We start from the raw sequence: 24,344 nt of genomic DNA, 5'->3' as shown, positions 1-24,344 counted from the left end.
GAGGCTAGCGCGCTATCCGAAATGCCACCCCAACCTCACCCATTGCCGCCCCCCGGGATGAAGGCGCACGGGATACCCTGCCAGCGGGTGTTGGCGGGGAGGGTTTCGCCTTTCATCAGCAGCGACAGGCTTTTGAGGGTGGCGCCGGGGCCGATAACCGAGTCGTAGAGTACCACCGCCGAGGTGCCCACCGTGGCGTAGCGCCCGATGCGCAGGGTCGACATCTTCATGACGCGGTCCTCGAACAAGTGGGTTTGGATGGTGCTGCCGTTGTTGAGCACGGCGTGGTCGGCCACCCAGGCCAGGTCGAACTCCGTGATTTCAGTCGTGTCCAAGTACACCGAGTGGCCGATGCGGCTACCCATCAGCAAAAAGAATGAAGTGGCGAACGGCGTGCCCAGCAGCGGCGCCACCCAGTACAGAAACACGTAGCTCTCGCACAGTGAGTTGACCAGCTCGTTGCGCCACACATAGCTCGACCACAGCGGCTTTTCCGACGGCCGGTAGCGCCCGATGAGCACCCACTTGGTGGCGGCGGTGAGCAGCGAGAGTGCCAGCACGGTGCCCAGCAACACGCCCGTGCCCAGCAACGCGCTGATCCAGAACGGGTAGCCGTTGCGCAGGTGCCACGCGCAGTAGTGGTACACCGCCGCAAATGTGGCCGACACGAAGGCAAACGGCAGCGTGATCTTGAAGAACTCCATCGCGCCCCGCGCCCACACCAAGTGCGTGGGCGGGTCGAAGGTGAGGGCGTCGGTGAACGTGGCCGACACTGGCCGGTTGGGCAGCAAAAACGAGGGCGAGCCCACCCATGACGTGTTCGGCGGGGCCCCCGCGGGCGGCGCCGTGGACAGGGCCCCGATGAGCTGGCCCGTGCCCAGCACCGTGCCCCCGGCCAGCACCGCGCTGTTGCCGATGAAGGTGCGGGCCCCCACCACGGTGGCTTCTACGGCCACCTGGCCGCGCTGCACCCGCGGGGCCCCCACGCTCACCGAATCGGCCAGGAAGGCGCCGGCCTCCACCGTGAGGTGGTCGGCGGAGATGTGGTTGAGGGTGGATATTTCGGCCCGGCGGCCCACCTTGGCGCCCAATAAGCGCAGCCAGAACGGCGCGTAGATGGTGGCGTACACCGGCTTGAGCACGCTCAGGCTCTGGGCCAGCACGGCGTCGGCCAGCCAGTGGCGCACGTAGGCCAGGCTGTACAAGGGCAGCGTGCCGGCCAGCTGCCGCCCCGCCACGAAGCGCTTGACAAGGGCCAGCAGGGCCCCCAGCACCAGCACGTAGGCGGCCGCCAGCGGCACCAGCGTGGCCAGCGCCGGCAGCAGCCCGTAGCGCTCCACGGCCTCGTAGAAGAAGCCGAACACTGGCACCGACGCACCCGTGGGTAGCAGCAGCATCAGGGCGATGGCCAGGGTTTGGACCACCATATAGGGGGCCCCCGGCCGCACCCGCGACGGGGCGGCGCCGGCCAGCGTGCGCACGCGCTGCGATGGCGAGCCCTGCCAGCCCTCGCGGGCCGGCACGCGGTGGCCAGCCGCCACCACCGAGAGGTCGTCCAGCTCGGCCTCGTCGCCCAGCTCGGTGTTGGTTTCGAGGATGGCGCGCAGGCCCACGTAGGCGTCGCGCCCCACCCGGATGGGCCCCAGGATGAGGCGGTCGCGCTCGATGCGGTAGCCCAGCAGGCCGGCCTCGCGGGCAATGCTGGCGCCGTCGTCCAGCGTGAGCAGGTCGAAGCACATCAGGCGCGTCGAGCCCAGGTACACGCCGTGGCCGATGCGGGCCCCCAGCAGGCGGTAGAACACGTTGAGGTAGGGCGTGGCCGAAAGCAGCTGGGTGGGTGCGGCTTCCACCAGCTTCTTCACCACCCAAAACCGGAAGTAGTACAGGCCCCACAGCGGGTACTCGCCGGCCCGGAACCGGCCAATAATCAGCCACTTGAACACGACGACCAGCCCGCAGGCCACCGGCACGTAGGCCAGCACCGCGGCCGCCACCAGCGCCGCAATGGCCCATTCGGGTTGCGCCGCCGCCCAGGGCCGCAGCGCGATGGAAGTGTTCAAAACCAGCACCGGCACGAGGTAGAACAGGAACACCGCCGCCGCTTGCAGCACCGCCGTGAACACGCGCAGGGCGTGCGAGGCGCGTGGCACCGGGGGCCCCGCGGGGCCCTCGGCGGCTGGGGCGGGGGCAGCGGCGGCGGCCGCGTCCACGGCCTGGGCCAGGGCCTCGATGGTGCGGCGGGTGTACATCTCCTTCACCGAGAGGCCGGCGAACTGGGGCTGCTGGCGCAGCTCGGAGATGATGAGCGAGGCCAGCAGCGAGTTGCCGCCAATCTCGAAAAAGTCGTCGGTGGTGGAGAGGTCGGCCGTGTCGAAGCGCTTCTGCCAGGCGGCGTACACGGCGGCTTCGGTGGGGGTGCGGGGCAGGGCCAGCTCGCGGGTGGGGGCCGCGTCGCCAACCACCGGGTAGGGGAGGGCCTTGCGGTCGACCTTGCCACTGGTGAGCAGCGGGAACGCGGCCAGCGGCACCAGCGCGGCCGGCATCATATAAGGAGCGAGCCGCTCGCGCAAGTAGGCACGCACGGCCTTGGCGTCGAGCAGCGGGTGGGCGGGGTCGAGGATGAGGTAGGCGATGAGCTTTTGCACGCCGTCGTCGCCGGTTTTCAGGGCCACGGCGGCGTTGCGGATGCCGGGCCACTGCAAGAGCAGCGACTCGATTTCGGCCAGCTCCACCCGGAAGCCCCGGATTTTCACCTGCGTGTCGATGCGGCCCAGAAAGTCGATGTTGCCGTCGGCCTCGAAGCGGGCCAAATCGCCGGTGCGGTAGAGGCGGCCGCTGAAGCCGGTGGCCAGCCCGGCCACGGTGTTGAACTTGGCGGCCGTCAGCTCGGGGCGGTTGAGGTAGCCGGCGGCCAGCGCGGGGCCCCCAATGCACAGCTCGCCGGTGGCGCCCAGCGGCACGAGCTGCCCGAGCTGGTCGAGCAGCAGCGCCTCGTAGCCCGCCAGGGGCCGGCCGATGGTGAGCTTCTGGCCGGGCACGAAGTCGGCGGCGGTGGCCACCACGGTGGCTTCGGTGGGGCCGTAGGTGTTCACCACGCGGCACTGGCGGCTGGCCCACTTGGCCAGCAGCTCGGGCGGGCACACCTCGCCGCCGAGGATGAGCAGGCGCAGGCTGGGCACGGCGCTGGCCAGCAGCGAGAGCAGCGTGGGTACGGTGGAGAATACTGTTACCTGGTTGGTGCTCAAGAAGTCCGGCAGCGCATCGGGGGCCTTCATGGTTTCCTCGGGCACGGGCACTAGGGCGGCGCCGGCGGCCCAGGCCAGCCACAGCTCTTCCAGCGACGCATCGAAGGCCACCGAAAAGCCCTGCGCCACGCGGTCCTGCGGCGTGGTTTGGAACAGCAGCTGCTCGGCCCGCACCAGGTGGCAAATGCTGCGGTGCGGGATGAGCACGCCCTTGGGCAGCCCTGTGGTGCCGGAGGTGTAGATGACGTAGGCAATGGACTCGGGGCCCCCGGCCACGGCGCCCAGCAGCGCGGGGGCCCCGGCGGCCGGCGCTTCGGCCAGGTGCAGCACCTGGCCGGGCCAGGCGGCGAGGTAGTCGGGCGCTTCGTCATTCACGAGCAGGGCCCGGGCCCCGCAGTCGTTGAGAATGAACGTGACGCGGTCGGCGGGGTAGGAGAGGTCGAGCGGCACGTAGGCCGCCCCGGCCTTGAGCACGGCCAGCATGCCCGCGTACAGCGCCACCGACTTGTGCATGAGCAGGCCTACGAAGTCGCCGGGCTGCACGCCGGCCGCTTGCAGGCGCGCGGCCAGGGCGTCGGCCTGCGCGTTCAGCGTGTGGTAGGGCACGGCACGGCCGGCCCACTGCACAGCCGTTTGGTTGGGGTAGGTGCGGGCGGTTTCCTCGAACAGCCGGTGGAGCTGCTGGGGGCCCTCGCTGGGCACCGCCGGGGGCCCGCTGCCAAACTGCCGCAGTTGCGCCACCTCTTCAGGAGCCAGGAAAAACACGTGGCCCACAGTAGCCCCGGGAGCCGTGGCCAGCTGCTCAAATACGCTTTGCACGTGGGCGGGCATAAAGGGCTCGCCGCGCAGCCCGCCCGCGGCCTCCGTGCAGCTAAAGCCCACGGCCACGGCTTCGAGTTGCTCGGGCTGCTCGAAGCCCAGCGTCACGCACCAGGTTTGGTCGGGGCGCTGGGCCTCGGGGGCGGGGAAGGAAATACGGGCCCGCACAATGCCGGCGCCCAGCTCTTCGGCCACGCCGGCCAGGGCCAGGGCGAGCTGGGCGGTGGCCTCGGCGGCCACCTCGGCCAGCGCAAGGCCGTTGTGCAGGCCCAGCGTGACGGCGGCGGCGGGGAAGTCGAGGGCCGCGTTGGCGATGTGCAGCGTGGCTTGCAGCTGGGCTGGGTCGCGCTCGGGCGCGTGGCGGTAGTACACCACCGCGAAGGCCGCCAGGTAGCCGGCAATCAGCTTTTCCTTCTTCTGAAACTGAACTTCAAATTCAGGAGCCGGCGGGGCCGGGTCGGCCGCGGGCGGCGAAACCAGCGGTTCGTTCACGTCGAGCATAGGGGCGGGGGACCGCGCCGGGGCCCTGGGGCCCCGGCGCGGCGGGTGTGAAAGTAGGGGCGGTTTGCGGCTTGGGAGGGGAGTTAAAAATTAAAGCCGTTGAATTAAGAATTTGACAGACAGATTTTTAATTCAACGGCTTTAATTTTTAATCCTCCTTAAACTGGTGTTCTGGAGGAAGGGCTGCTGCAACGGGAGGCCCTAAAGCTAGCGTTGCCGCCGGGGTTTTTGATGAAGCTAACGCGCCGCCGGCCGGGCCGATTATTAGCCGTAAGGTGCAGTGCAAGGATAGCGCCAGATGGGGCCCCGGCGGCGGGGGGCGAGCGGCCAAAGCCGGGCGCTGGTCGGCACAATCGGCCGGTCGGTCGGGCCGGGGGCCGGCGGGGGGGGCGTGGGCCTAAATTTGCCTTCCCGCCTGCCTACCCTTTTGCTTCCCCCCAATGGCCGATTTTACGTTCCGGCGCGCCCTGCAGCCGCTCATCCACGTGCTGGTGTGGGGGCTGTTCGGGCTCACTTTTTTGCTGTTTCACCCGCTCACGGGGCGCGTCGTCATGCCCCCGCAGTTCTGGGTGAAGCAGGGCGTGATGCTGGCCGTGTGGGTGGGCGCTTTCTACCTAACGGCGGGCGTGAGCGTGCCGCGGCTGCTGTTTCGGGGGCACACGGGCTGGTTTGTGGGGGCCCTGGTGGCCACCGCCGCGCTGCTGCTGCTGGCCAACTACGGCCTGGAAAAGCAGCTGCACCTGCGCGAGCTGATGGACCGCGCCTTCCATGCGGCCACCCAGCCAGCGGGCCAGGGGCCCCAGCTGCGGGGCCCCGGCGGCCCCCTGCCCGGCGGCGGCCTGCGGGGGCCCCGCAGCGCGTTTCGCTTCGATGCCACTGGCACGCTCATCACACTGCTGGTGCTGGGCATTGCCACCAGCATCACGGTGGTGCAGCGCTGGCAAAACGAGGCCCAGAACCGCGAGCGGCTCGAGCAGCAGCGCGTGCTTTCGGAACTGGCCTCGCTGAAGGCCCAAATCAACCCGCACTTTTTCTTCAACACGCTCAACAACATCTACGCCCTCACGCTGCTCGACGGCGAGCAGGCGCGCTCGGCCATCCACCGGCTCTCGCGCATGATGCGCTACGTGCTGTATGACACGGCCGCGGGGCCCACGCTGCTCAGCCAGGAGGTGGCTTTCATCCAGGACTACATCACCCTGATGCAGCTGCGCCTCACCGACCGCGTAACGGTAGAATTTGCGCCGCCCGCGCCGCTGCACGACGTGCCGCTGGCTCCCATGCTGCTGTTGCCCTTCGTCGAAAATGCCTTTAAGCACGGCGCGGCAGCCTCACACACCAGCCGCATTGTGGTGGCCCTGCGCCAGCCCACACCCCACACGCTGGAATTGGAAGTGCGCAACACGCTGCTGCCCACGCCCACCACCGACCTGGCCGGTAGCAACGGCATCGGCCTGGCCAACACCCGTCGCCGCCTCGAACTGCTTTACCCCGGCCGCTACGACCTGCGCGTGACCGAGCGCACGCCCGCCAACGAATACCTGGTGGAGTTGACGCTGACGGTGTAGCTGGCGGTAGCCGTTGGGGCCTTTCTATCCGTTCTCCTTGACTTAAAACCTTACGAATTCTCGTTTCATGTCTACCGTTCTCAAGTGCATTGCCGTTGACGACGAGCCGCTGGCCCTCGGCTTAGTTTGCTCGTTTATTGAAAAAACGCCGTTTCTGGAGCTGGTGGGGCGCTACGACAACGGCGTGGAAGCTTTGAAGGGCCTGCACGCGCTGCCCCCGGGCGGGGTCGACGTGGCGTTTCTTGACATTCAAATGCAGGAGCTCAACGGCCTGGAGCTGGCCCGCGTGCTGGCCCAGAGTGGGGGCCCCCGGGTGGTGTTCACCACTGCCTTCAGCCAGTATGCCGTGGAGGGCTACCGCGTCGATGCCCTCGACTACCTGGTGAAGCCCTTCAACTACGAGGAATTTTTGCGCGCCGCTGGCAAGGCCCGCACCTACGCCGAGCGCGACCAGGCCGCCGCGGCCGCTCCGGCCGCTGCGCCGCCCGAGGAAGACAGCATTTTCCTGAAGGTAGAGTACCAGCTCGTGCGGGTGCTGCTGGCCGACATTCTGTACGTAGAGGGGCTGAAGGACTACGTGAAAGTGCACCTCAAAAGCTCGCCCCGGGCCCTGCTCTCGCTGATGAGCCTGCGGGCGATGGAGGAGAAACTGCCCGCCCGGCGCTTCCTGCGCATCCACCGCTCGTTCATCGTGGCGCTCGATAAAATTGAGGCCGTGCGCCGCCTCACCGTGCAAATCGGCGAGGCCACGCTGCCCGTGGGCGACCAGTACAAGGAGGCGTTTGGGCAGTTTCTGAGCCGCTGGTCCTGAGGCCCGCCGGGGCCCCGCCGATGGAACCGCCGGGTTGGTCTAGGAAGCGCGGCTGCCGGCCGAAGCCCGGCGGCCCCCGGGGCCCTGGGCGGCACCTTTGCGCCGCGGGCCGGCACTGGGGCCGCCCGCTTGCTTCTGCTGTTGGCCATGCCCCTCCGTACCGCTGCCCCCGCCGCCCTGGCGCCGCCGGAAACCGATTTCCTGCACCTGGCCTACCGCCCCGACGTGCACCAGCTGGTGGCGCGCTGGCGCCGGCCGGTGTCGGGCGCCGAGCTGCGGCGCGGCTACCGGGCCCTGCTGGCCGCCGCCGAAGCCGCCGCCTGCCCCTACTGGGTGGTGGACGTGCGCGGCCGCGGCAGCGCCCTCGACGCGGTGGCCACGCGCTGGCTCACGGCCGATTTCCTGCCGCTGCTGCCCGCCCGCCTGGCCGGCCCCGTGTACCTGGGCTACCTGGCCTCGCCGCGCCACCTGGCGGCGCTGGGGGCCCCCGCGCCGCCCGCCGCCGCCGCCCGGGTGGCTTTCTTCGCCGAGGAAGGGGCCCTAAACCAGTGGCTGGTGCAGCAACAAGGCGGGGCCACCCGGGGCACTAAACTGTAGCCCGCTGCCGTTGGTGAGGCCCTGCCGGGCCCCTAAAGCTTAAAAGTAGTTGCGCGGGCAAGCAACCATCGGACAGGTTTCAGGTATCTTTGCGGCATACGACATCCATTTTGCTTACTCCATTTTTCTTTTCATGAAGAATTTTTTTTCAGTTGTTTTGCTCGCGCTGGCGACGTTAAGCCTCGGTTCCTGCAAAAAAAGTGATTCCACTGCCGCCGTTACCGGCGTTTGGACCCGCAGCGCGTATTTGCCCGGCCTGGCACGCAGCGGAGCGGTTAGCTTCACCATTGGCAACGTGGCCTACACCGGCCTGGGCATGAACGGCGTGGACACGGTAGGTGCTTTCAAAGACTTTTACGCTTACACGGCTTCGAACAACAGCTGGGCCAAAGTGGCCAGCTTCCCTGGCCGCGGCCGCTACCTGGCCGTGGCTTTCTCCGACGCTAACTACGGCTACGTGGGCACGGGCTACACCGGCACCAGCTACCTGAGCGACTTCTGGCGCTACAACCCCGCCAGCAACACCTGGAGCCGCATTGCCGACTTCCCCTCGGCCCGCTACGGCGCCGTGGCCTTCACCGCCAAAAACGTGGGCTACGTGGGCACCGGCTACACCGGTAGCGCCCAGAACGACTTCTACCAGTACAACGCCGGCACCAACACCTGGTCGTCCATCAGCAGCTACCCCGGTGCCAAGCGCCAGGGTGCCTCGTCCTTCACCCTCAACGACAAGGGCTACGTGATGCTGGGCACGGCCAACGCCGCTTACCCCGCCGACGTGTACTCCTACGACCCCGGCACGAGCACCTGGACCGCGCACCGCCAGCTCCTGGCGCACTCGGCCACCTCGGCCGATGCCCTGGACTACGACTACAGCCTGCTGCCCCGCGCCAACGCTGCGAGCTTCGCAGTGGGCTCGATGGGCTACATTGCCACGGGCACCAAGGGCGCCATTCAGGGCGACTGCTGGGCCTATAACCCCACCGATGACACTTGGACGGTGAAAACGGCCTTTAACGCGACCACCAGCGGCGGCGGCGGCGGCGTGGGCCGCGCCAATGGCATTGGCTTCTCTATCGGCAGCACGGGCTACGTGGGCCTGGGCCTGACGGGCACCACCCGCCTCGACGATCTGTACCAGTTTGCTCCGGATGCAGTTCCTCAATAAAGCACACCATTCCACGAGCCGGCCCCGCACCGGGGCCGGCTTGCTGGGCCTGCTGCTGGCCCTGGTGCTGCTGGCGGGCTGCAAAAAGGGCGAAGGCATCAACGATTCGCTGCCCGCTCCCGCGGCGGTGAACCGCCTGGCCTTCTTCACCGATACCGTGACGGTGCGCACCAGCACGGTGCTCATCGATTCCATCATCTCGTCGAACAACTCCGGCCTGGCCGTGGGGCGCTACGTCGATCCGGTGTTTGGCACCGTGACGGGCCGGGGCTACGTCAGCTTCACGCTGGATAATCCGCTCGTGCCCGACCAGACGCAGGTGTACGACTCGCTGGCGCTGGACGTCGCCTCGGACGCCTACCGCTACGGCGACAGCACGAAGGTGCAGCGCATGGAGGTGCACCAGCTGCCCAACGCGCTGCGCACCGACGGCAAGCCCTACTACACCAAGGACGATGTGCCCTACAGCAGCACCGTGCTCGGCCAGCGCCAGTACCGGACGAACGGCAAGGTTAAGTCGCTGCACATCCGCCTGAGCGACGTGCTGGGCCGAACCCTCTGGAACGCTGGCCAAACCAACCAGCTCGATGCGCAAGAGCAGCTGGGGCGCTACCTGAACGGGCTGGCCTTGACGCCGGGGGCTAACGACAACGGGGCCATTCTGCGCTTCGGGGCGGCCGTCGTGTTGCGCCTGTACCACCACGTTGCCAACGACCCGGCCACGGTGCTCACCTACACCTTCACGGGTGGGGGCAGCGCCACGCCGCACTTCTACCACCTCGAAACCAACCGGGCGGGTACCGCGCTGGCAGGCCTCACTGCCTTCCGCCAATCACTGAGCAGCACCGCTACGGGCAACCGCAGCTTCGTGCAGGGCACGCTGGGCGTGTACACCAGGGTGGAGTTTCCGTACCTACGGTCGCTGAACCAGTTTGGCAGCAGCCTGGTGTTAAACTCAGCCTCGTTACAACTGGCCGTGCCCGGCGCGGCCCAAAACAACGCCGCGTCGCGCCTGCCCACCTTGGGCACGGCCCTCACCAACAGCTCCAATCAACTCCGGGCCCCGTATGAGAGCAACCCCGGCGTTCAACCCCCGAATACGGTCATGGCCACCGTGGCCACTTCGGCCCAGACCAACCTGCCGCAGGCGGCCTACACCCTCAATATGTTCAGCTACGTTCAGGGCGTGCTGGCCGGCACCATCGAAAACAATGGCCTGCTGCTGAGCCCCGACGTGAACCCCTTGATTTTTGAAGGAGCCGCGCTGGGCAACCAGGTAAACACCGCCGCGCCCCTGCAATTCAAGATTTACTACACCCGCATCGTGGAATAACCCACCCGCGGGGCCCCTAAAAAGCCGCCGGCTCGCAGCAATTTGCTGCGGGCCGGCGGCTTTTTTCGCGTTGGTCCTGTACCGCCAAGCACAGCCTAGCGGTACAGGACCAACGCGCTACTGCGCTGCTGCTACGGGCAGCGTGAACAAAAAGCAACTGCCGGCCGGCGGCTGGCTCTCCACCCACAGCTGCCCGCCCTGCGCGGCGATGAACTCGCGCGAAATGCTCAGGCCCAGGCCCGAGCTGCCGGGGCCGGGGCCCTCGCCCGGGGCCCCCGGCCCGCCCGCAAACCGCTGGAAGATGCGCTTGTGGTGCTCGCGCGCAATGCCGGGGCCCTGGTCGCGCACGCTCAGCTGCACCATCTCGCCCCACGGAATGGCCTTGACGACGAGCGGGGCCCCGGCGGGCGAGTAGCGGATGGCGTTAGCCAGCAAGTTGATGAGCACCCAGGAGGTTTTCTCAGCGTCGCCGCGCACGGCGGGCAGGTCGGGGGGCAGGCGCAGCTCCAGCTGCAACTGCTTGTCTTCCAGCTGGGGCCGCACGATGCCCGTGGCGTAGGCCACCACGTCGGCCAGGGCCAGGGCCCGCACGTTGAGCTGGATGCCGGCCCCGGCGTCGAGCCGCGACACGTCGATGAGCTGGCCCACCATGCCCAGCAGGCGCTGTGTCTCGTCGCGGATGCCGGCCGCGATACGCTGGCGTTCTTCCGGGTCGGTGCGCTCGTCTTGCAGCAGGAACAGGCTCAGGTTGATGCTGGCCAGCGGCGTTTTCAACTCGTGCGAAATGGTGGCCAGGAAGTTAGATTTCAGCTGGTCGAGCTTCTTGAAGTCCGACACGTTGCGTAGGCACAGCACGTGGCCGGCCGGCGTGGGCGGGCTGCCGTCGGCCCCCGGCGCCTCCACGTGGCCGATGGTGAGGCGATAGTGGGGTTCGGGCGTTTTGTGGGCAATGGTGAAAACGGGGCCCTGCACCACGGCGCCGGAGGGGTGGGGGGTAGCCACGGCGGCCAGCAACTCAGCCAGCAGCGGGTTGGTGCGGGCCACTTCGGCGGCGGGGCGGCCGAGCAGGGTGGCGGCGGTTTCGCCTAGCAGGTTGCAGGCCGCGGGGTTGGCCAGCACCAGGTCGCCGCGTTGGTCGAGCAGCAGCAGGCCCTCGTCGAGGCTCATCACGAGGCTGTCCATGCGGTTGCGCTGTACCAGCAGCTCGGCCAGCGTGGCGCGGCGCTCGTCCTGGGCTTGGCCCAGCACCAGGTTCACGGCCGCCGCCACGTTGCCGATTTCGTCGTTTTTGCGCACCGCCACTCGGGTGGCCGGCCCGGGGCCCGCCACCTGTTCCATGTCGGCGCGCAGGCGGTGCAGGGGCCCCACCACGGCCCGCGGCAGGCGCACCACCAGCAGCACGCCCAGCGCCGTGCCCGCCATTACGAAGGCCACCACCGCCCGCCGCGCCGCGTCAAAATCGGCCTGCTCGATGCCGTGGGCTCCTTTCTCCAAAAAGGCGATGGTGGCTAGCGTGTAGCCGCCCAACCCCAATAACAGCAGCAGCAGCAGCCCCACGCCGAGGCGGATTTTGAGTTTCAGGGTCATGGGTAGCAGTGGCTTGGGCAGGTTTGGTAAGGTTGCTGGCGCTGTAGCGCGGCCTTTTTAGTCCGCGACGCTTCCCGGTCGCTGCCTGATTATCGGCAGGACGAAGCAAGAGCCGCGGACTACAAAGTCCGCGCTACAGCGCGCTACTGCTCCAGGCCATATTCCTGCAATTTGCGGTACAAGGTCGTCAGGCCGATGCCCAGGCGCTTGGCCACGTCGGGCTTGTCGCCGGCGCGCTCGCGCATGAGGCGGCCGATATGCTGGGCTTCGAGGGCGCGCAGGCTGTCGCCGCCGGCTGGTGGGGCCCCGGCGCGGGCGTGGAACTCGTCGGGCAAGTAGTCGGGCGCCAGGGGCTGGCCGGCGGGGGCCAGAATGGCGGCGCGCTCCAACACGTTCTTCAGTTCGCGCACGTTGCCGGGCCAGGCGTAGGCTTGCAGCAGGCGCAGGGCGTCGGGCTCGAAGCCGGGCAGGCGCTTGGCGAGGCGGGCGGCGAAGTGCTGCAAAAAGTACTCGGCCAGCAACGGCACGTCGGCCGTGCGGGCGCTGAGCGGCGGCACCACGATGGTGAACACCGAGAGCCGGTAGTACAAGTCGAGCCGGAAGTTGCCGTCGGCCGCTTCCTGCTTGAGGTTGCGGTTGGTGGCGGCCACCAACCGCACGTTCACCTGCGTGGGCTTGGTGTCGCCGAGCTTGGTGAACTGCTGCAACTCCAACACCCGCAGGAACTTGGCTTGCACGTTCAGCTCCAGCTCGCCAATTTCGTCCAGGAACAGCGTGCCGCCGTTGGCTTCTTCCAGCAGGCCCTTCTTGTCGCCCAGGGCCCCCGTGAAGGCGCCTTTTTTGTAGCCAAACAGCTCCGACTCCAGCAAGTCGCGCGGGAAGGCGCTGCAGTTGACGGCCACAAACGCCTTCTGCCGGCGCCCGCTGGCCTCGTGCAGCGCCTGGGCAAACAGCTCCTTGCCCGCGCCGGTGGGGCCCTCCAGCAGCACGGTGCTGTCGGTGGGCGCCACTTGGCGGGCCAAGTCCTGGGCCCGGCGCAGGGCGGGCGAGGTGCCAATCATAGCGTCAAAATTGGCGCGCTGGCCCACGCGGCGTTCCAGGGCGGCCAGGCGCTGGCGCAGGCGCGCCTTGTCGGCCGCGCGCTCCACTACCACCACGAGTTGCTGCTCGAAATCGCCCTTCGTGAGGTAGTCGAACGCGCCCTGCTTCATGGCCCGCACGCCGTCGGCGATGGTGCCGAAGGCGGTGAGCAGCACCACTTCGGCGTCGGGCGCGGCGGCCCGGAAGCGGGGCAGCAGGTCTACGCCGTGGGCGTCGGGCAGCTTCACGTCGGAGAGGATGACGAGCACCTCGGCCGCGTGGTCACGCAGCAGCTCAAAGCCGCGGGCCGCGTCGGGGGCCTGGAGCACGGCGTAGCCTTCCAGTTCGAGCACCCGCGCCAGGAGCTGCCGCAGGCGGGCCTCGTCGTCGATAATTAGCAGCGTACCGGTGGGCATGGGCGGGGCAAAAAGTGAACGTCAGCGCCGCAAAGAACGCGCAATCGCCCAATCCGGGGCCCCGCCCGCCGGGGCCCTAGCCCAGCAGCTGCGCCACGTGGTGCTGGGCAAAGCCGCCGGCGCTCGTCATGCCCTTGCCCCCGATGCCCGTGACGAGGTGAATGCGCGGGTCGGGTGAGTGCTGGAACACCTCGGCCGACTTGCTCTGGGTGTAGTAGCCGTTCCAGGCGCGCTGGATGCGCCAGTCGGGCAGGTCCACGATGCGGCGGGCCGCGGCCAGCATGAGCTGGTTGAGGGAATCGGCGTTGTTGAAGTCCAGGTCGGCGGCCTGGGGCAGGTCGGCGTACTCGTGGGTGTCGCCGATGATGATGGAGCCGTCCACGGCCTGCTTGAACAAGATGTGGATGCCCCACGCGCGTAGGTCGGGGTCCATGGCCTCGGCCTGGAGCTGGGCAAACGACGGGCACGCCTTGAACGCCGCGTAGCGCCGCAGGCTCAAGCCCGTGAGCACCGAGCCCGGCAGCCGCACCTGCGGCAGGGGGTAGGTGGCCAGCATCTGCAGCTTCACCAGCTCCAAGTCGCTCTGCGCGAACACGTCGGGGAACAGCAGCTGCACGTCGCGGCCGCTGCACACCAGCACCTGGGCGGCCGTGTAGCGCTGGCCGCGCGCGTCGATGACGGTGGCGCCCGCGTCGCCGGCCGTCACCTCGCGCACGGGGGTGGCGGGGCGGTAGTCGAGCCGGTAGCGGGCCCCGAGGTAGGCCAGCAGGCGGTGGATCATTTGGTCGGGCTCGGCGGTCACTTCCTGCTCAAACAGCAGGCCGCCCACGCAGTAGCTGGCCTGCACGGCGGGCAGCCGCTGCCGGCACTGCGCCGCCGTGAGCACCCGCGAGGCATAGCCGATGGCCTGGTAGCGCGCGTGCTTTTCCTCCAGCACCTGCATTTCGAGTGGCGTCGAGGCCAGGTAGAGTGAGCCGTTTTGGCGGATGGAAATGTCGTACTCGGCCTGAATTTTCTGGTACGTGGCGAGGCTCGCGCGGGCGTAGTCGAACCACGCGCCCTCGGCCATGCCCGAGGTGATGATCTGCCCGAAATTGCGCACGGTGGCCTCCATCGGGCGGGCGTCTTTCTCCAACAGCAGCACCTTCAGGCCGCGCTCCAGCGCGAAGTAGGTGTGGAAGGCGCCTAGGGCCCCCGCGCCCACGACGATCAAATCATACGAATTTTCCATGCTGCGCCGGTTAATGGTGTTGCCGACGCAAACGTACCAATTGTTAACTAATAGGAAACTATTGCAGCGGTTAAGAATGCGTTATATCTGGGGCCCCCGTTCTAGGCTTCCCCCAAAAAACCTAGTCGGTATGGCGCAGCAGGTACACCTTCAGCAGCCGAGCGGGCAGCTCGGTGTCGTTGCGAACGGAGTGGGCCACGATGCCGTCGAAGTAGAGCGTGTCGCCGGGCCCCACGGCCACTTCTTCGTCCTTGAAGCCGTAGCGCACCGTGCCTTCCAGCCCGTACACCAGCTCCAGGGCGTTGGTGGAGAGGGGCTTGCGGTAGGTGTGGGGGCTGATGATGACCTCGTTGACGCGCAGGCTGTAGTTGAGTAAGTCCTGCGAGAGCAGAAAATTGTAGAGCAGGCCCTTGGAATCGTCGCGCGGCTCGGGGCGGCCTTCGTGGGCGCGCACCAGCAGGTAGGGGGCGGCGGCCTCGCCGGTGATGTTTTTCACCAGCACCGACACGTCCACTTCCAGCGAAGTGGCGATTTCGACCAGTACGGACAGCGAGGGCACGGTGCGGAAGTTCTCAATCTTGGAGAGCAGGCCCGCCGACAGGCCGCTGCGCTTGGCCAGCTCGCGCAGGCTCAGCTTTTTGGCCTTGCGCAGCTCCAAGATGCGGACGCCAATCAAACTCAGCTTATCGTGCTTCATGCGGAATAACTAGAAACGGCAAACGTAACCCAAACGTGACGATGGCGAAGCACGGGGCCGGCTCAGGGCCGTATATTTGTTGCATATTAGTAAACAGTAAATCCCCTCCCGATGGCTCCTTTGCAGCTCGTAGTATTCGACATGGCCGGCACCACCGTCCGCGACCAGCACGAGGTGGAAGCCTGCTTCGCGCAGGCCGCCGCCGCCACCGGCTTGCGGGCCACCGCCGCCCGCATCTTGGCCGCGCAGGGCCAGGCCAAGCGCTTCGTGTTCGAAACCTTGTGGCGCGAGCAGTTGGGCCCCGGGGCCCCCGCAGCCGAGCTGGGGGCCCTGGTCGACAAATCGTACGGGGCGTTCCGCCGCATTTTGGAGGACCACTACCGCACGGCCGAGGTAGTGCCCACGGCGGGCTGCTTGGAGCTGCTGGCGTTTCTCAAGGGCCAGGGCGTCCGCATCGCCCTCACCACGGGCTTCTACCGCACCGTGACGGACCTGATTTTGCACCGCCTGGGCTGGGACGCGGGCCTGGACGCCCAGCACCGCGGCAACGCCCACTCGCTCATTGGCTTGTCCATCGCCAGCGACGAGGTGGCCGAGGGCCGCCCCGCGCCGCTCATGATCCAAAAAGCCATGCAGGCATTCGGCATCACCGACCCGCAACGCGTGTACAACGTGGGCGATACACCGTCGGACCTCGAATCGGGCCGGCGCGCCGGGTGCGCCCGCAGCCTGGGCGTCGTCAACGGCACCCACACCCACGCGCAGCTGGCCGCCTGCCCTAACGATGGCCTATTTGCCTCGCTCGCCGAGCTGCACCAGCACCTGCTGGCCGAGTTGGTGCCGGCTTAGGGGCCCTGTTTGAATAAGATTTGTCATGCCCATCTGGCGTCCCGAAGGAAGCATCTTAGCACTGCTAAACGACCTGCTCTAACCTGATAAGATGCTTCCTTCGGGATGCCAGATGGGCATGACAAACCCCTGTTTAGGACAACAAACCACCGTTCAGATTGATAAAATCCTGTGTGGATAGCTCCTTAATCGGTGCCGCCGGGGGCGGGCGGGCCGGGTGGCATCAACCAGGCATTGGCGGTGTTGTGGGCCCCTTCGAGCACGATTTTGTAGAAGGCGGCCGGGTAGGCGGCGCGGCCGACGGCCAGGCGCTGCCGGCCCAGCGGCACGGTGCCGAGCAGCACGTAGTCGTCGGCGCCGCCCGTTTTGGCGCGGTTGGTGGCCGTGGCCCACACCTTCAGGGGTTCCGCCGGGGCCCCCAGGGCCGTCCAGCTGATGCGCAGGCTGTCGCCGGGCGCGGCCTGCACCCGCGGCGCGGCCACCGACACGGGCCCCAGCAGCGGCACACCGTCGAGCTCGCGCTGGGCGGCCACCGGCAGCGGCACCTGCATGAACCGGGCGATGGTGGGCAGAATATCCACGATGGCCACCGGCTGCTGGCGGGCGTAGGAATTCACGTCTTTTGCGCTGAGGGCCAGCCAGGTGGTGCGCTCGCGCACGGACTGCCCGCCGTGGTTGCGGCCGGTGGCGGCGTCGCGGCCGTGGTCGGTGGTGAGCACCAGCAGCCAATCTTCGCGGAAGTGCTGGCGGCGGTAGGCGAGGGCGGCCTGGAGCTGGCCGATTTCCGCGTCGAGGTAGCCCACGGCGGCGCGCAACTCGTCGCTGTCGCCGTGGCGGTGGCCCATGTCGTCGGTGTGCTCTAGGTACACCCACGAGAGGTCGGGGCCCTGGGCGCGCAGGCACTGGGCGGCGTCGGCCACCACCCGGTCGTCGATGGCGTGGGTGTAGCGGCTGGCCTTGTCGTGCGGAAACGCCACCGTGTCTAATTCATAACCATCGGCTTTATAGTCGAAGCGCAGGTTGCCGGCGGCGGGCAGGCCCTCGCCCACGAGCTTGGTGCGGTTGTCGAGCCAAGTCGAGAAGATGGCGATTTTGCGGGCCGGCTGCGCCTCCTTCACCAGGCGGAAGACGGTGGGGTAGTGGTAGTTGGGGGCCTTGATGGCGTTGTCCCACACGTTGTGCTTGTAGCCCCAGGTGCCGGTGAGCAGGTCGTTGTAGCCGGGCGCCGAGATGGTGGGCGTCTGGGTGTAGGTGCCCACCTCGCCGCCCACGTGGGCCCGCAGGTAGGTGCCGCCCGCAATCAGTTTTTTGATGTTCGGGGCCGGTGCGCCCTCCAGCACGTCGGCCGGAATGCCGTCGGCGATGACGAACACCACCTTGCGGACGGGTGCTTGCGCCGGGGCCCCGTGGGGCCCCAGCAGGCCGAGCAGCAACAGGCAAAAGTTTTTCATGCGGCGCGAAAAAAAGAGCAAAAAAGCAGGACGTAGTGGGGCCCACCGGGGCCCCCGGGGCGGGAATTACTCGCCGGTGGCGCCTTCCTCGCTGCGCCAGCTGGGGGCGGCGGTGTGGCCGGTGGGCAATGCGCGGGGCGCGGCCGGCAATGGGGCCCCGGGGCGAAGGCCCAGCTTTTTGCCCGGCGCCTTGCGGCCCAGCACGGCCTCGATGGGCTTGCCGGTGGCGGGCGTGGGGGCGTAGGGCTGGCCCAGCAGCTGGGCCAGGGTGGCGGCCACCTGGTTTTGGTAGAGCTGGCCGGTGGTGGCCATGCCCAGGGCGGGCGTGTCGGGGCCCAGGGCAGCCATCCAAATTTGGTCGGCGCCGGCTACGTCTTTGCCGTGGGTTTCCCAGCCCTTGCCGGTGGCGCCCCGGCCGTGGTCGGTGGTGAGGAGCAGCGTGGTTTTGCCGCGGTACTGCGGGTCGGCTTGCAAGGCTTCCCACAGCTGGCGGATGAGGCCGTCGGTGTATTGGGCGGCGTGCAGGTACGCGCCGTACTCGCCGCCGTGGGCCCAGTCGTCGGTGTCGCCGAAGCTCACGAAGAGCACGCGGGGCTTGTTCTTTTTCAGGTATTCCAGGGCGTAGCCGTAGGTGAAGGCGTCGAGCCGCTCCTCGCCAAACGGGCTGGGCGAAGCCACCTCCAACTGATTGAGCAGCTGCTCGCCGGGCGTGAGGTTGGCACCGGTGGCCAGGCGCTGGCCGGCGTTAACGGGCAGGCCGCTGCGCTTCTCGTTCAAGATGTACGGAAAGGCTTCCCACGAGCCGAAGGCCGCCACCTTGCCCTTGAACGCGGGCTGCTGGTTCAGCACTTCCAGCACCGACTGGTTGGGGTTGTCGAGCGGGTCGTTGCTGTGGACGCGGGCGTCGTCGGGGGCCCCGGTCAGGATTTCGTTGTAGCCGGGGTACGAGAAGCGCATGGTGTTGGTCACGTTCACCAGGCTGCCGGCGGGGCGGTTGCCGTAGAGCTGGCCCTGCTTGGCCACGGTGCCCCACAAAAAGGGCATGAGCGCGGCGCGGCGCTGCTCGGGCGCGGCCTGGCCGAAGTCCTTTTGCAGGGCCCCGCGGTCGGCGTAGTAGTGCTTGGTTTGGCGGAACAGCGCCGTGTCGGCCCCGCCGAACACCTCCTGCCAGCGCATGCCGTCGAGGGTGACGAGGATGACGTTTTCGGTGCGCAGCTTGGGCGATTGGGCGCGGGCCCCCAGGGCAAGGCCGGCGGCCAGGGCGGTGAGCAGAATGGGGCGGGTGGGGAACATAGCTATAAGGGCAATGGAAAAGGATAAGCCGGCCGTAGTGCGCTATAGCGCGGACTCTACGAGCCTGCGTCGCTGCCCAGTCGCTGCCCGATTGTCGGTAGGACGAAGCGAGCGACGCGGACTACAAAGTCCGCGCTACAGTCTGCGCTACGGGTTATTTCAGCACGTACGTCACGCCGTTAATATCGTCGTTGCCGCCGTATTGGCTGGCCAGCGCGGCTTGGTAGTTGGCGGTGTTGGCGGTGCGCTCGGAGGTGGGGTACTGGAAGCGCTGGGCGATGCGGCCGCCGTTGCCGGTGCCGGGGCCCGTGGTGAAGGTGGGCACGCCGGTGCGGCGGTAGTTGTAGTAGGCCTCCAGGCCCGAGTGGCGGAATAGGGCCAAGTACTTCTGCTGCAAAATCTGGGTCAGGCCGGGGGCCCCAGCGGTGTACTTCACGCTGGGCTGGGCATAGTACGCGGCGAAGCTGACGGGAATATTGTATGTGTCGTAGTTCGCCGCGGCGGTCACGTCCGTCGAGCCGGGGCGGTAGAACGAGGCAGTGTAGGTGCCGCTGGCGGGCAGGCCGTAGAAGGCCATTGAGGCCTGGATGCCCGCCGTGTAGTAGGTCTCGGCGCTGCCGCTGCTTAGCCAGCCGCGGTTGATGCCCTCGGCGATGTTGAAGCACAGCTCGGGGTAGCCAATTTGGATGGTCGGCTCGCCGGTGAGGGTGGAGAAGTAGCGCTTGCGGTTCAGGAGCGAGTACTGCTGCAGGCCGGCGTTCACGTACATCACGCCCAAGTCGAGGCCAGCGTCGGCGCCCACGAACGACGCGAAGCTGGTGGGGTTTTGCTTCTTGTTGTCCACTAGGTCGCGGGCCGGCTCGCAGGTGGCGTACACGCGCGGGTCCTGCAGTTGGGTGAGCAGGCCCACGTAGGTGGCCGACATGTTCTTGCGCGAGCCGTCCTGGCCGAAGTTGCGGTTGTTGTTGGGGTAGAAGTTGTTGGTGGCCGCCACGTAGGTGTACTGCATGTTGTCGGCGGCGCTGGCCATGAGCGGGTACTTGGTGGGGTTGCCCACGATGGCCGCAAACTGCCCGGCAATGTTGAGGTCGGCGTCGCCGTTCTTCTTGCTCAGTTCCAGCAGCAGGCGCACGCGCAGCGTGTTCACCACCTTCTGCCACTGCTTCAGGTTGCCGTTGAAGTAAATGTCGTTGGCCAAGCCCGCCGAGCCGCTGGCGATGAGCGTCGTCAGGTCGGCGTTGGCGCTCTCCAGCCACTTAAACGACTGCACAAAAATGGCTTTCTGGGGGTCGTACACCGGCGTGAGGGCCTCCAGCCCCTGCAGGGCCTGCGACTGCGGCAAGTCGCCCATTTGCAGGCTCATGCGGGTGAACAGGTAGGCCCGGAAGAAATTGCCGATGGCCGCGTAGGGGTTCACGGCGGGCGAGCCGGCGGCCAGCGCCTGCTGCTCCATCAGGCCCACGTTTTTGAGGGTGGTGTAGTAGCTGGTGCCGCTGCCGAAGTCATAGCGGTTGTTGCCGTAGTAGTCGTAGTTGTTGAGGTAGTACTGGTCCCAGGTTTCGTAGCTGCCGTTGGGGGCCTCGTAGGCGTCGTTGAGGACGCCGTTGAAGAGCAGCGAGGCCGGCACGCTGTTGGGCTTGTTCTCGTTGAGGGTCAGTTCGTCCAGCGTCTTGTTGCAGCCCGTGGTGGCCAGGGCCAGGCCCACGAGCAGCCCGCCGGTTTTGAAGATATTTTTCATCTTGGTAGAGGCGGTAGCAGTTAGAAAGTAGCGTTCAGGTTGAGGCCGTAGCTGCGCACCGTGGGCGACTGCAGGCCCGTGACCGAGATGGCGCCGTTGTACTGGTCCAGGTCCACGTCCTTGAAGCGCTTGTCGCCGTAGAAATACAGCAGGTTGCGGCCAATCACCGATACCGACACCTTCTGGATGAAGCCGTTGCCGAGCAGGGCCCGGGGCAGGTCGTAGCTCACGGTGACTTCGCGCAGCTTGCCGAAGGTTTTGCTCATCAGGTTGGATTCCTGCACGTTGTAGTACTTGCTCACGTAGTCCTGCACGAAGGCCTTGGTGGTGTTGGCCGCGTACTGCAAGCCCTCGGCGTTGAGGATGGCGCCCGTCTGCGAGTCGTAGTTGATGCTGGCGCCGTTGGCAATCTGCACGCCCTCGCCCACGTAGGAGCCCGCGTAGCCGGCCTTGCCGTAGTTCTGCCAGTCCTGGTAGCGGGCGTCGCCCAGGGCCCCCTCGGCGGTGAGGGCGTTGCGGCCGCCGCGCATGGTTTTGTTGAACATGTAGTCGGTGGTCACGCCGCCCACTTGCCCGTCAAACTGCACGCCCAGGCTCAGCGACTTGTAGTGGAACTTGTTGTAGATGCTCCAGTTGTAGTCGCTGTTCAGGTTGCCCAGGTACTGCGCCACGGGGTTGGTGAGGGGCTTGCCGGCCGCGTCGTTGATCACCTGCCCGTCGGGCGTCCGCACGAAGGCCGTGCCGTAGAACTTGTCGGTGCGGTCGCCGGCCTTGAAGAAGGTTTGGTAGGCGCTCTGGCCGGCGGGCAGCTCGCTGTACACTTGCTTGTAGGTGCTCCAGTTCACGAGCACGTCCCAGCCGAAGCCGTTGGCGTTTTGCACCGGCGTGCCGGTCAGGCTCAGCTCGTAGCCCGTTTTCTTGGTTTTCAGGGCGTTGATGTACTCGGTGGTGTAGCCGGTGGCCGACGAGAGCGGGTTGGGCAAAATCTGGGGCCCGTCGATGTACTGGAAGGCGGTGGCGCTCACGCCCAAGCGGTTTTGCAGGAATTTGACGTCGAGGCCTTCCTCGTAGTTCACGCGGGTGCTCGTTTTCAGGCCGGGCGCAAACAGGTTGTTGGTGCCGTAGCCGGCCGACTGATTGTTGTAGGGCTTGCTGGTCGAGAAGTTCGATTGCAGCGAGTAGTCGGGCCCGTTGTAGGGCGAAGTATACGTGTTGCCGTAGCCCAGCGGGTTGGTGAAGAGCGAGTTGCCGGTGCTGCCGCCTAGGGCCGTGATGGAGTTGAACGGCGCCGGCCCGATGGTGGGCGAAGTGGCGTCGGTGCGGATGTTGGCGTAGGAGCCCCGCACTTTCAGGAAGGAAATGGCGGCCGGAATCGGGAGGTAGTCAGTCAGCACCGAAGCCACCGACAGGCTGGGGTAGTAGTAAGTGGTGGGCGTTTGGAAGGCCGACGACCGATCGACGCGGCCCGTGGTGGAGAGGGTGGCAAACTTGCCCAGCGAAACGTCGAGCGAGTAGTAGGCGCTCAGCACCCGCATCTGCGAGTTGAAGCTCGTGGACTGCACCGGGTTCAGCGAGTTGCTGAAGGCGTACACCTCGGGCACGTTCAGGTAGTCGGTCGAGGTCCAGTTCGAGTTGTAGGTCATGTTGCGGACGTTGCCGCCCACCAAGCCGCTCACATTAAAGAACTTGCTGGCCCCGAGGTCGTAGTTGAAGTTCAGGAAGCCCTCGGCGTTGTTGTCGAACAGGTTGCGGCGGTCTTCGCGGTAGTCGCCCAAGTTGCCCTCGCGGCCGTAGGGGTGGGCTGAGAACGGCATCTTCTCGGTGCGCAGCAGGTTGTAGGTGCTGATTTGGGTGCGCAGGGTGGCGTTCAAGTGGTTGTCGATTTTGTAGTTGCCGGTGAGGTAGGCGTAGGTGTCGTTCTTGTAGTGGCCGCGGGTCCACTTCTCCACCATCAGCCAGGGGTTGTGGTAGCGCTGGTACTCGGCAAACACCGACTGGATGCCCACCTGGCCCGGCTGCCAAATGCCCCGGATGTCGGGCGCGTTCACGTCCCAGTCGGCCCCGGTCCACACCGCAGAGCTGTAAATCAGGCTGTTGGGGCCGTAGTCCACGTCGGGAAAGTTGTCGGTGAACTGCCGGTTGAAGTTCACGTTGGCCTCAATCTTGAAGCGCGGGCTGGGGTTGAAGGAGCCGTAGAGGTTGAAGTTGATGATGTTCAGCCCGTTGTTGGGGATGTAGCTGTTCTGCTTCTGCTGCGACACCGAGAAGCGCGTGGTGTAGTTGTCGCCGTTGGCGCTCAGGGCCACGTTGTTGTTGGTTTGGAAGCCCGTGCGCAGGAAGTTCTGGAGGTTGTTGGCGCCGCGCGCTACGTAGGGCGTGCCCTGGCGCACCCCGTTCACAATGGGCGAGTCGTACTGCGGAATGAGCTGGCCCGCGAAGTAGGGGCCCCACACGTCGTAGTCGCCATCGACGCCGCCGGGGGCCCCGCCCTTGCCGTCCACGAAGGTGTAGAAGGTGTTTTCGCCGGCCCCGTACGAGTCTTGCAAGCGCGGAAAGGCCAGGAAGCCGCTCTGAATCACGTTGCTGCTGTTGAGCTCCACCGTGAAGCCTTTCTTGTTCTTGTTGCCCTTCTTGGTGGTAATTAGGATGGCGCCGTTCGAGGCGCGGTTGCCGTAGAGGGCGGCGGCGGCGGGGCCCTTCAGCACGGTGTACGTCTCAATGTCGTCGGGGCTGATGTTCCAGGTATCGGTGTCGATGGGGAAGCCATCCACCACGTACAGCGACACGTTGTTGCCGCGCAGCAGCACGTTGGGCGCCCGCAGCAGCTCGGCCGAGGGCCCCACCGACAGGCCGGCGATTTTGCCCGTGAGGCCCGAAATCGGGTTGGGGTCGCGGGCCCGCGTCACGTCCTCGCCGTTGAGTTCCTGCACGGCGTACCCGATTTTACGAGCGTCCTTTTTCACGCCCAGGGCGGTCACCACCACCTCGTCAAGGGCCTTGTTGTCGGTGGCCAGCGCCACGGCGAAGGTCTTTTGGCTGCCCACCGGCAGCTCCTGCCCCACGGTGCCCAGCGAGCTGATGGCCAGCACGTCGCCGGGGCTGGCGTTGAGCACAAAGCGCCCGTCGCTGTCGGTCGTCGTGCCCTTGTTGGTGCCCTTGATGACGACGCTCACGCCGGGCAGGGGCTGCTTGTGGTCGTCGCTCACCACGCCGCTCACGGGGGTGCCGGGGCCCTGCGCCCGCAGCAGTTGCGGCGCTAGCCCCAGCCCAGAGACCAGCAGCAGCACCTGAAACATTCTGTAAAAGCTTCGCATACGAAAGGGGTAGGGGATAGAGAAAGTCAGAAAAAGGCCCGCGCCGGGCTACCGGGGCTGGCGCAGCAAGTGCCGCAGGGCCATGCGCTTGAGGTGGTCGAGGGAGCCAACGGGTTGGTGTTCTTCCTTGGCCCGGTCGTCCCACTCCCGCAGGCGCAGGATGAGGGCAGCGTCGGGGTTTTGCTCGAAGGTGGCGGCCTCGGCAGCGCTCATTGGGCCCCCTTGGAAGGCCAGCGTGGCCCGGCTGGCGGGCGAGAGGCGGCGCAGGTAGTCGGGGTGCTTGTGGGTGAGGTAGCGCTTGGCCAGCACGTGGCTCTCAACCAGCGCGGCCAGGCGCTTGGAGAAGCCCCGGGCCCGCAGGTAGTCGGCCCCCAGCCGCTCGTGGTCCACGGCCCCGAAGCCGTCCATCGAGCCGGCGCCTTCGTCGGGGGCGCACAGGTGGCCCAGGTCGTGGAAGAAGGCGGCCAGCACCACCTCGTCCTCGTGGCCCTCGGCCGCGGCCAGCGCCGCGGCCTGCCACATGTGCTCGAGCTGCGACACCGGCTCGCCGATGTAATCGTCGTGGCCGTGGGCTTCGTACAGCGCAAAAAGAGCCTCCACGGTGGCCTGGGGGGTGGTTGGGGTAGGAGAAGGCGTCATGCGGCCG

General features: G+C 67.0%; 16 protein-coding genes. 6 read left to right on the top strand and 10 right to left on the bottom strand.

Annotated features, from left to right (window positions below):
* Positions 1 to 35: 35 nt before the first annotated feature.
* Positions 36 to 4,565 (bottom strand): Pls/PosA family non-ribosomal peptide synthetase, encoded by a 4,530-nt coding sequence (locus tag EAH73_RS00635; protein WP_140464378.1) that lies wholly within the window; start codon positions 4,563 to 4,565, stop codon positions 36 to 38.
* A gap of 440 nt (positions 4,566 to 5,005) precedes the next feature.
* Here EAH73_RS00635 and EAH73_RS00630 point away from each other — a divergent pair, with 440 nt between their 5' ends.
* The 5 genes from EAH73_RS00630 to EAH73_RS00610 all read left to right on the top strand — a co-directional run bounded on the left by EAH73_RS00630 (position 5,006) and on the right by EAH73_RS00610 (position 10,042).
* A complete protein-coding gene (locus tag EAH73_RS00630; protein ID WP_140464377.1) occupies positions 5,006 to 6,133 on the top strand; it encodes a sensor histidine kinase in 1,128 nt (375 codons plus the stop codon).
* Between the two features lie 67 nt (positions 6,134 to 6,200).
* Complete coding sequence (locus tag EAH73_RS00625) at positions 6,201 to 6,944, top strand: LytR/AlgR family response regulator transcription factor (RefSeq protein ID WP_140464376.1); 744 nt, start codon at positions 6,201 to 6,203, stop codon at positions 6,942 to 6,944.
* Positions 6,945 to 7,091: 147 nt separating this feature from the next.
* Positions 7,092 to 7,541 carry a hypothetical protein gene (locus EAH73_RS00620; protein ID WP_140464375.1) on the top strand — a complete coding sequence of 150 codons (450 nt, stop codon included), beginning with the start codon at positions 7,092 to 7,094 and terminating at the stop codon, positions 7,539 to 7,541.
* Between the two features lie 133 nt (positions 7,542 to 7,674).
* Positions 7,675 to 8,709: a Kelch repeat-containing protein gene (locus EAH73_RS00615; RefSeq protein WP_140464374.1), complete on the top strand. Its 1,035-nt coding sequence runs from the start codon at positions 7,675 to 7,677 to the stop codon at positions 8,707 to 8,709.
* Entirely contained in the window at positions 8,693 to 10,042 is a 1,350-nt protein-coding gene (locus EAH73_RS00610) for a DUF4270 family protein (RefSeq protein ID WP_140464373.1), read from the top strand. The genes EAH73_RS00615 and EAH73_RS00610 overlap by 17 nt, the downstream gene beginning before the upstream one ends.
* Before the next feature lie 117 nt (positions 10,043 to 10,159).
* Here EAH73_RS00610 and EAH73_RS00605 read toward each other — a convergent pair whose 3' ends face one another.
* The 4 genes from EAH73_RS00605 to EAH73_RS00590 form a co-directional block, all read right to left on the bottom strand.
* A complete protein-coding gene (locus tag EAH73_RS00605) occupies positions 10,160 to 11,629 on the bottom strand; it encodes a sensor histidine kinase (RefSeq protein ID WP_140464372.1) in 1,470 nt (489 codons plus the stop codon).
* Between the two features lie 143 nt (positions 11,630 to 11,772).
* Positions 11,773 to 13,125, bottom strand: a complete 1,353-nt coding sequence (locus tag EAH73_RS00600) for a sigma-54-dependent transcriptional regulator (RefSeq protein WP_140464371.1) — start codon at positions 13,123 to 13,125, stop codon at positions 11,773 to 11,775.
* Positions 13,126 to 13,201: 76 nt separating this feature from the next.
* Positions 13,202 to 14,356, bottom strand: coding sequence for a TIGR03364 family FAD-dependent oxidoreductase (locus EAH73_RS00595; protein WP_140464370.1), 1,155 nt, complete (start codon positions 14,354 to 14,356; stop codon positions 13,202 to 13,204).
* 121 nt (positions 14,357 to 14,477) lie between these two features.
* The gene (locus EAH73_RS00590) at positions 14,478 to 15,053 is read right to left on the bottom strand and encodes a helix-turn-helix domain-containing protein (RefSeq protein ID WP_140464369.1); all 576 of its coding nucleotides are present in this window, start codon (positions 15,051 to 15,053) and stop codon (positions 14,478 to 14,480) included.
* A 111-nt stretch (positions 15,054 to 15,164) separates the two neighbouring features.
* Between EAH73_RS00590 and EAH73_RS00585 the strand changes: the two genes are divergently transcribed.
* Entirely contained in the window at positions 15,165 to 15,902 is a 738-nt protein-coding gene (locus EAH73_RS00585) for an HAD family hydrolase (RefSeq protein WP_140464368.1), read from the top strand.
* Between the two features lie 185 nt (positions 15,903 to 16,087).
* On the opposite strand, the gene EAH73_RS00580 is transcribed toward EAH73_RS00585, so the two are convergent.
* From EAH73_RS00580 to EAH73_RS00560, 5 genes are all read right to left on the bottom strand, one after another.
* The gene (locus EAH73_RS00580) at positions 16,088 to 17,353 is read right to left on the bottom strand and encodes an alkaline phosphatase family protein (RefSeq protein ID WP_140464367.1); all 1,266 of its coding nucleotides are present in this window, start codon (positions 17,351 to 17,353) and stop codon (positions 16,088 to 16,090) included.
* Between the two features lie 66 nt (positions 17,354 to 17,419).
* Positions 17,420 to 18,646: a sulfatase-like hydrolase/transferase gene (locus EAH73_RS00575; protein WP_140464366.1), complete on the bottom strand. Its 1,227-nt coding sequence runs from the start codon at positions 18,644 to 18,646 to the stop codon at positions 17,420 to 17,422.
* 154 nt (positions 18,647 to 18,800) lie between these two features.
* Positions 18,801 to 20,384 (bottom strand): SusD/RagB family nutrient-binding outer membrane lipoprotein, encoded by a 1,584-nt coding sequence (locus EAH73_RS00570; protein WP_140464365.1) that lies wholly within the window; start codon positions 20,382 to 20,384, stop codon positions 18,801 to 18,803.
* A 20-nt stretch (positions 20,385 to 20,404) separates the two neighbouring features.
* Positions 20,405 to 23,698: a SusC/RagA family TonB-linked outer membrane protein gene (locus tag EAH73_RS00565; RefSeq protein ID WP_140464364.1), complete on the bottom strand. Its 3,294-nt coding sequence runs from the start codon at positions 23,696 to 23,698 to the stop codon at positions 20,405 to 20,407.
* Positions 23,699 to 23,746: 48 nt separating this feature from the next.
* The gene (locus EAH73_RS00560; RefSeq protein ID WP_140464363.1) at positions 23,747 to 24,337 is read right to left on the bottom strand and encodes an HD domain-containing protein; all 591 of its coding nucleotides are present in this window, start codon (positions 24,335 to 24,337) and stop codon (positions 23,747 to 23,749) included.
* Positions 24,338 to 24,344: the final 7 nt, after the last annotated feature.

Source organism: Hymenobacter nivis, from assembly GCF_006439025.1.
In the GTDB taxonomy this organism is placed as follows: Bacteria; Bacteroidota; Bacteroidia; order Cytophagales; family Hymenobacteraceae; genus Hymenobacter; species Hymenobacter nivis_A.
This window is presented reverse-complemented; position numbering and strand designations above follow the sequence as displayed.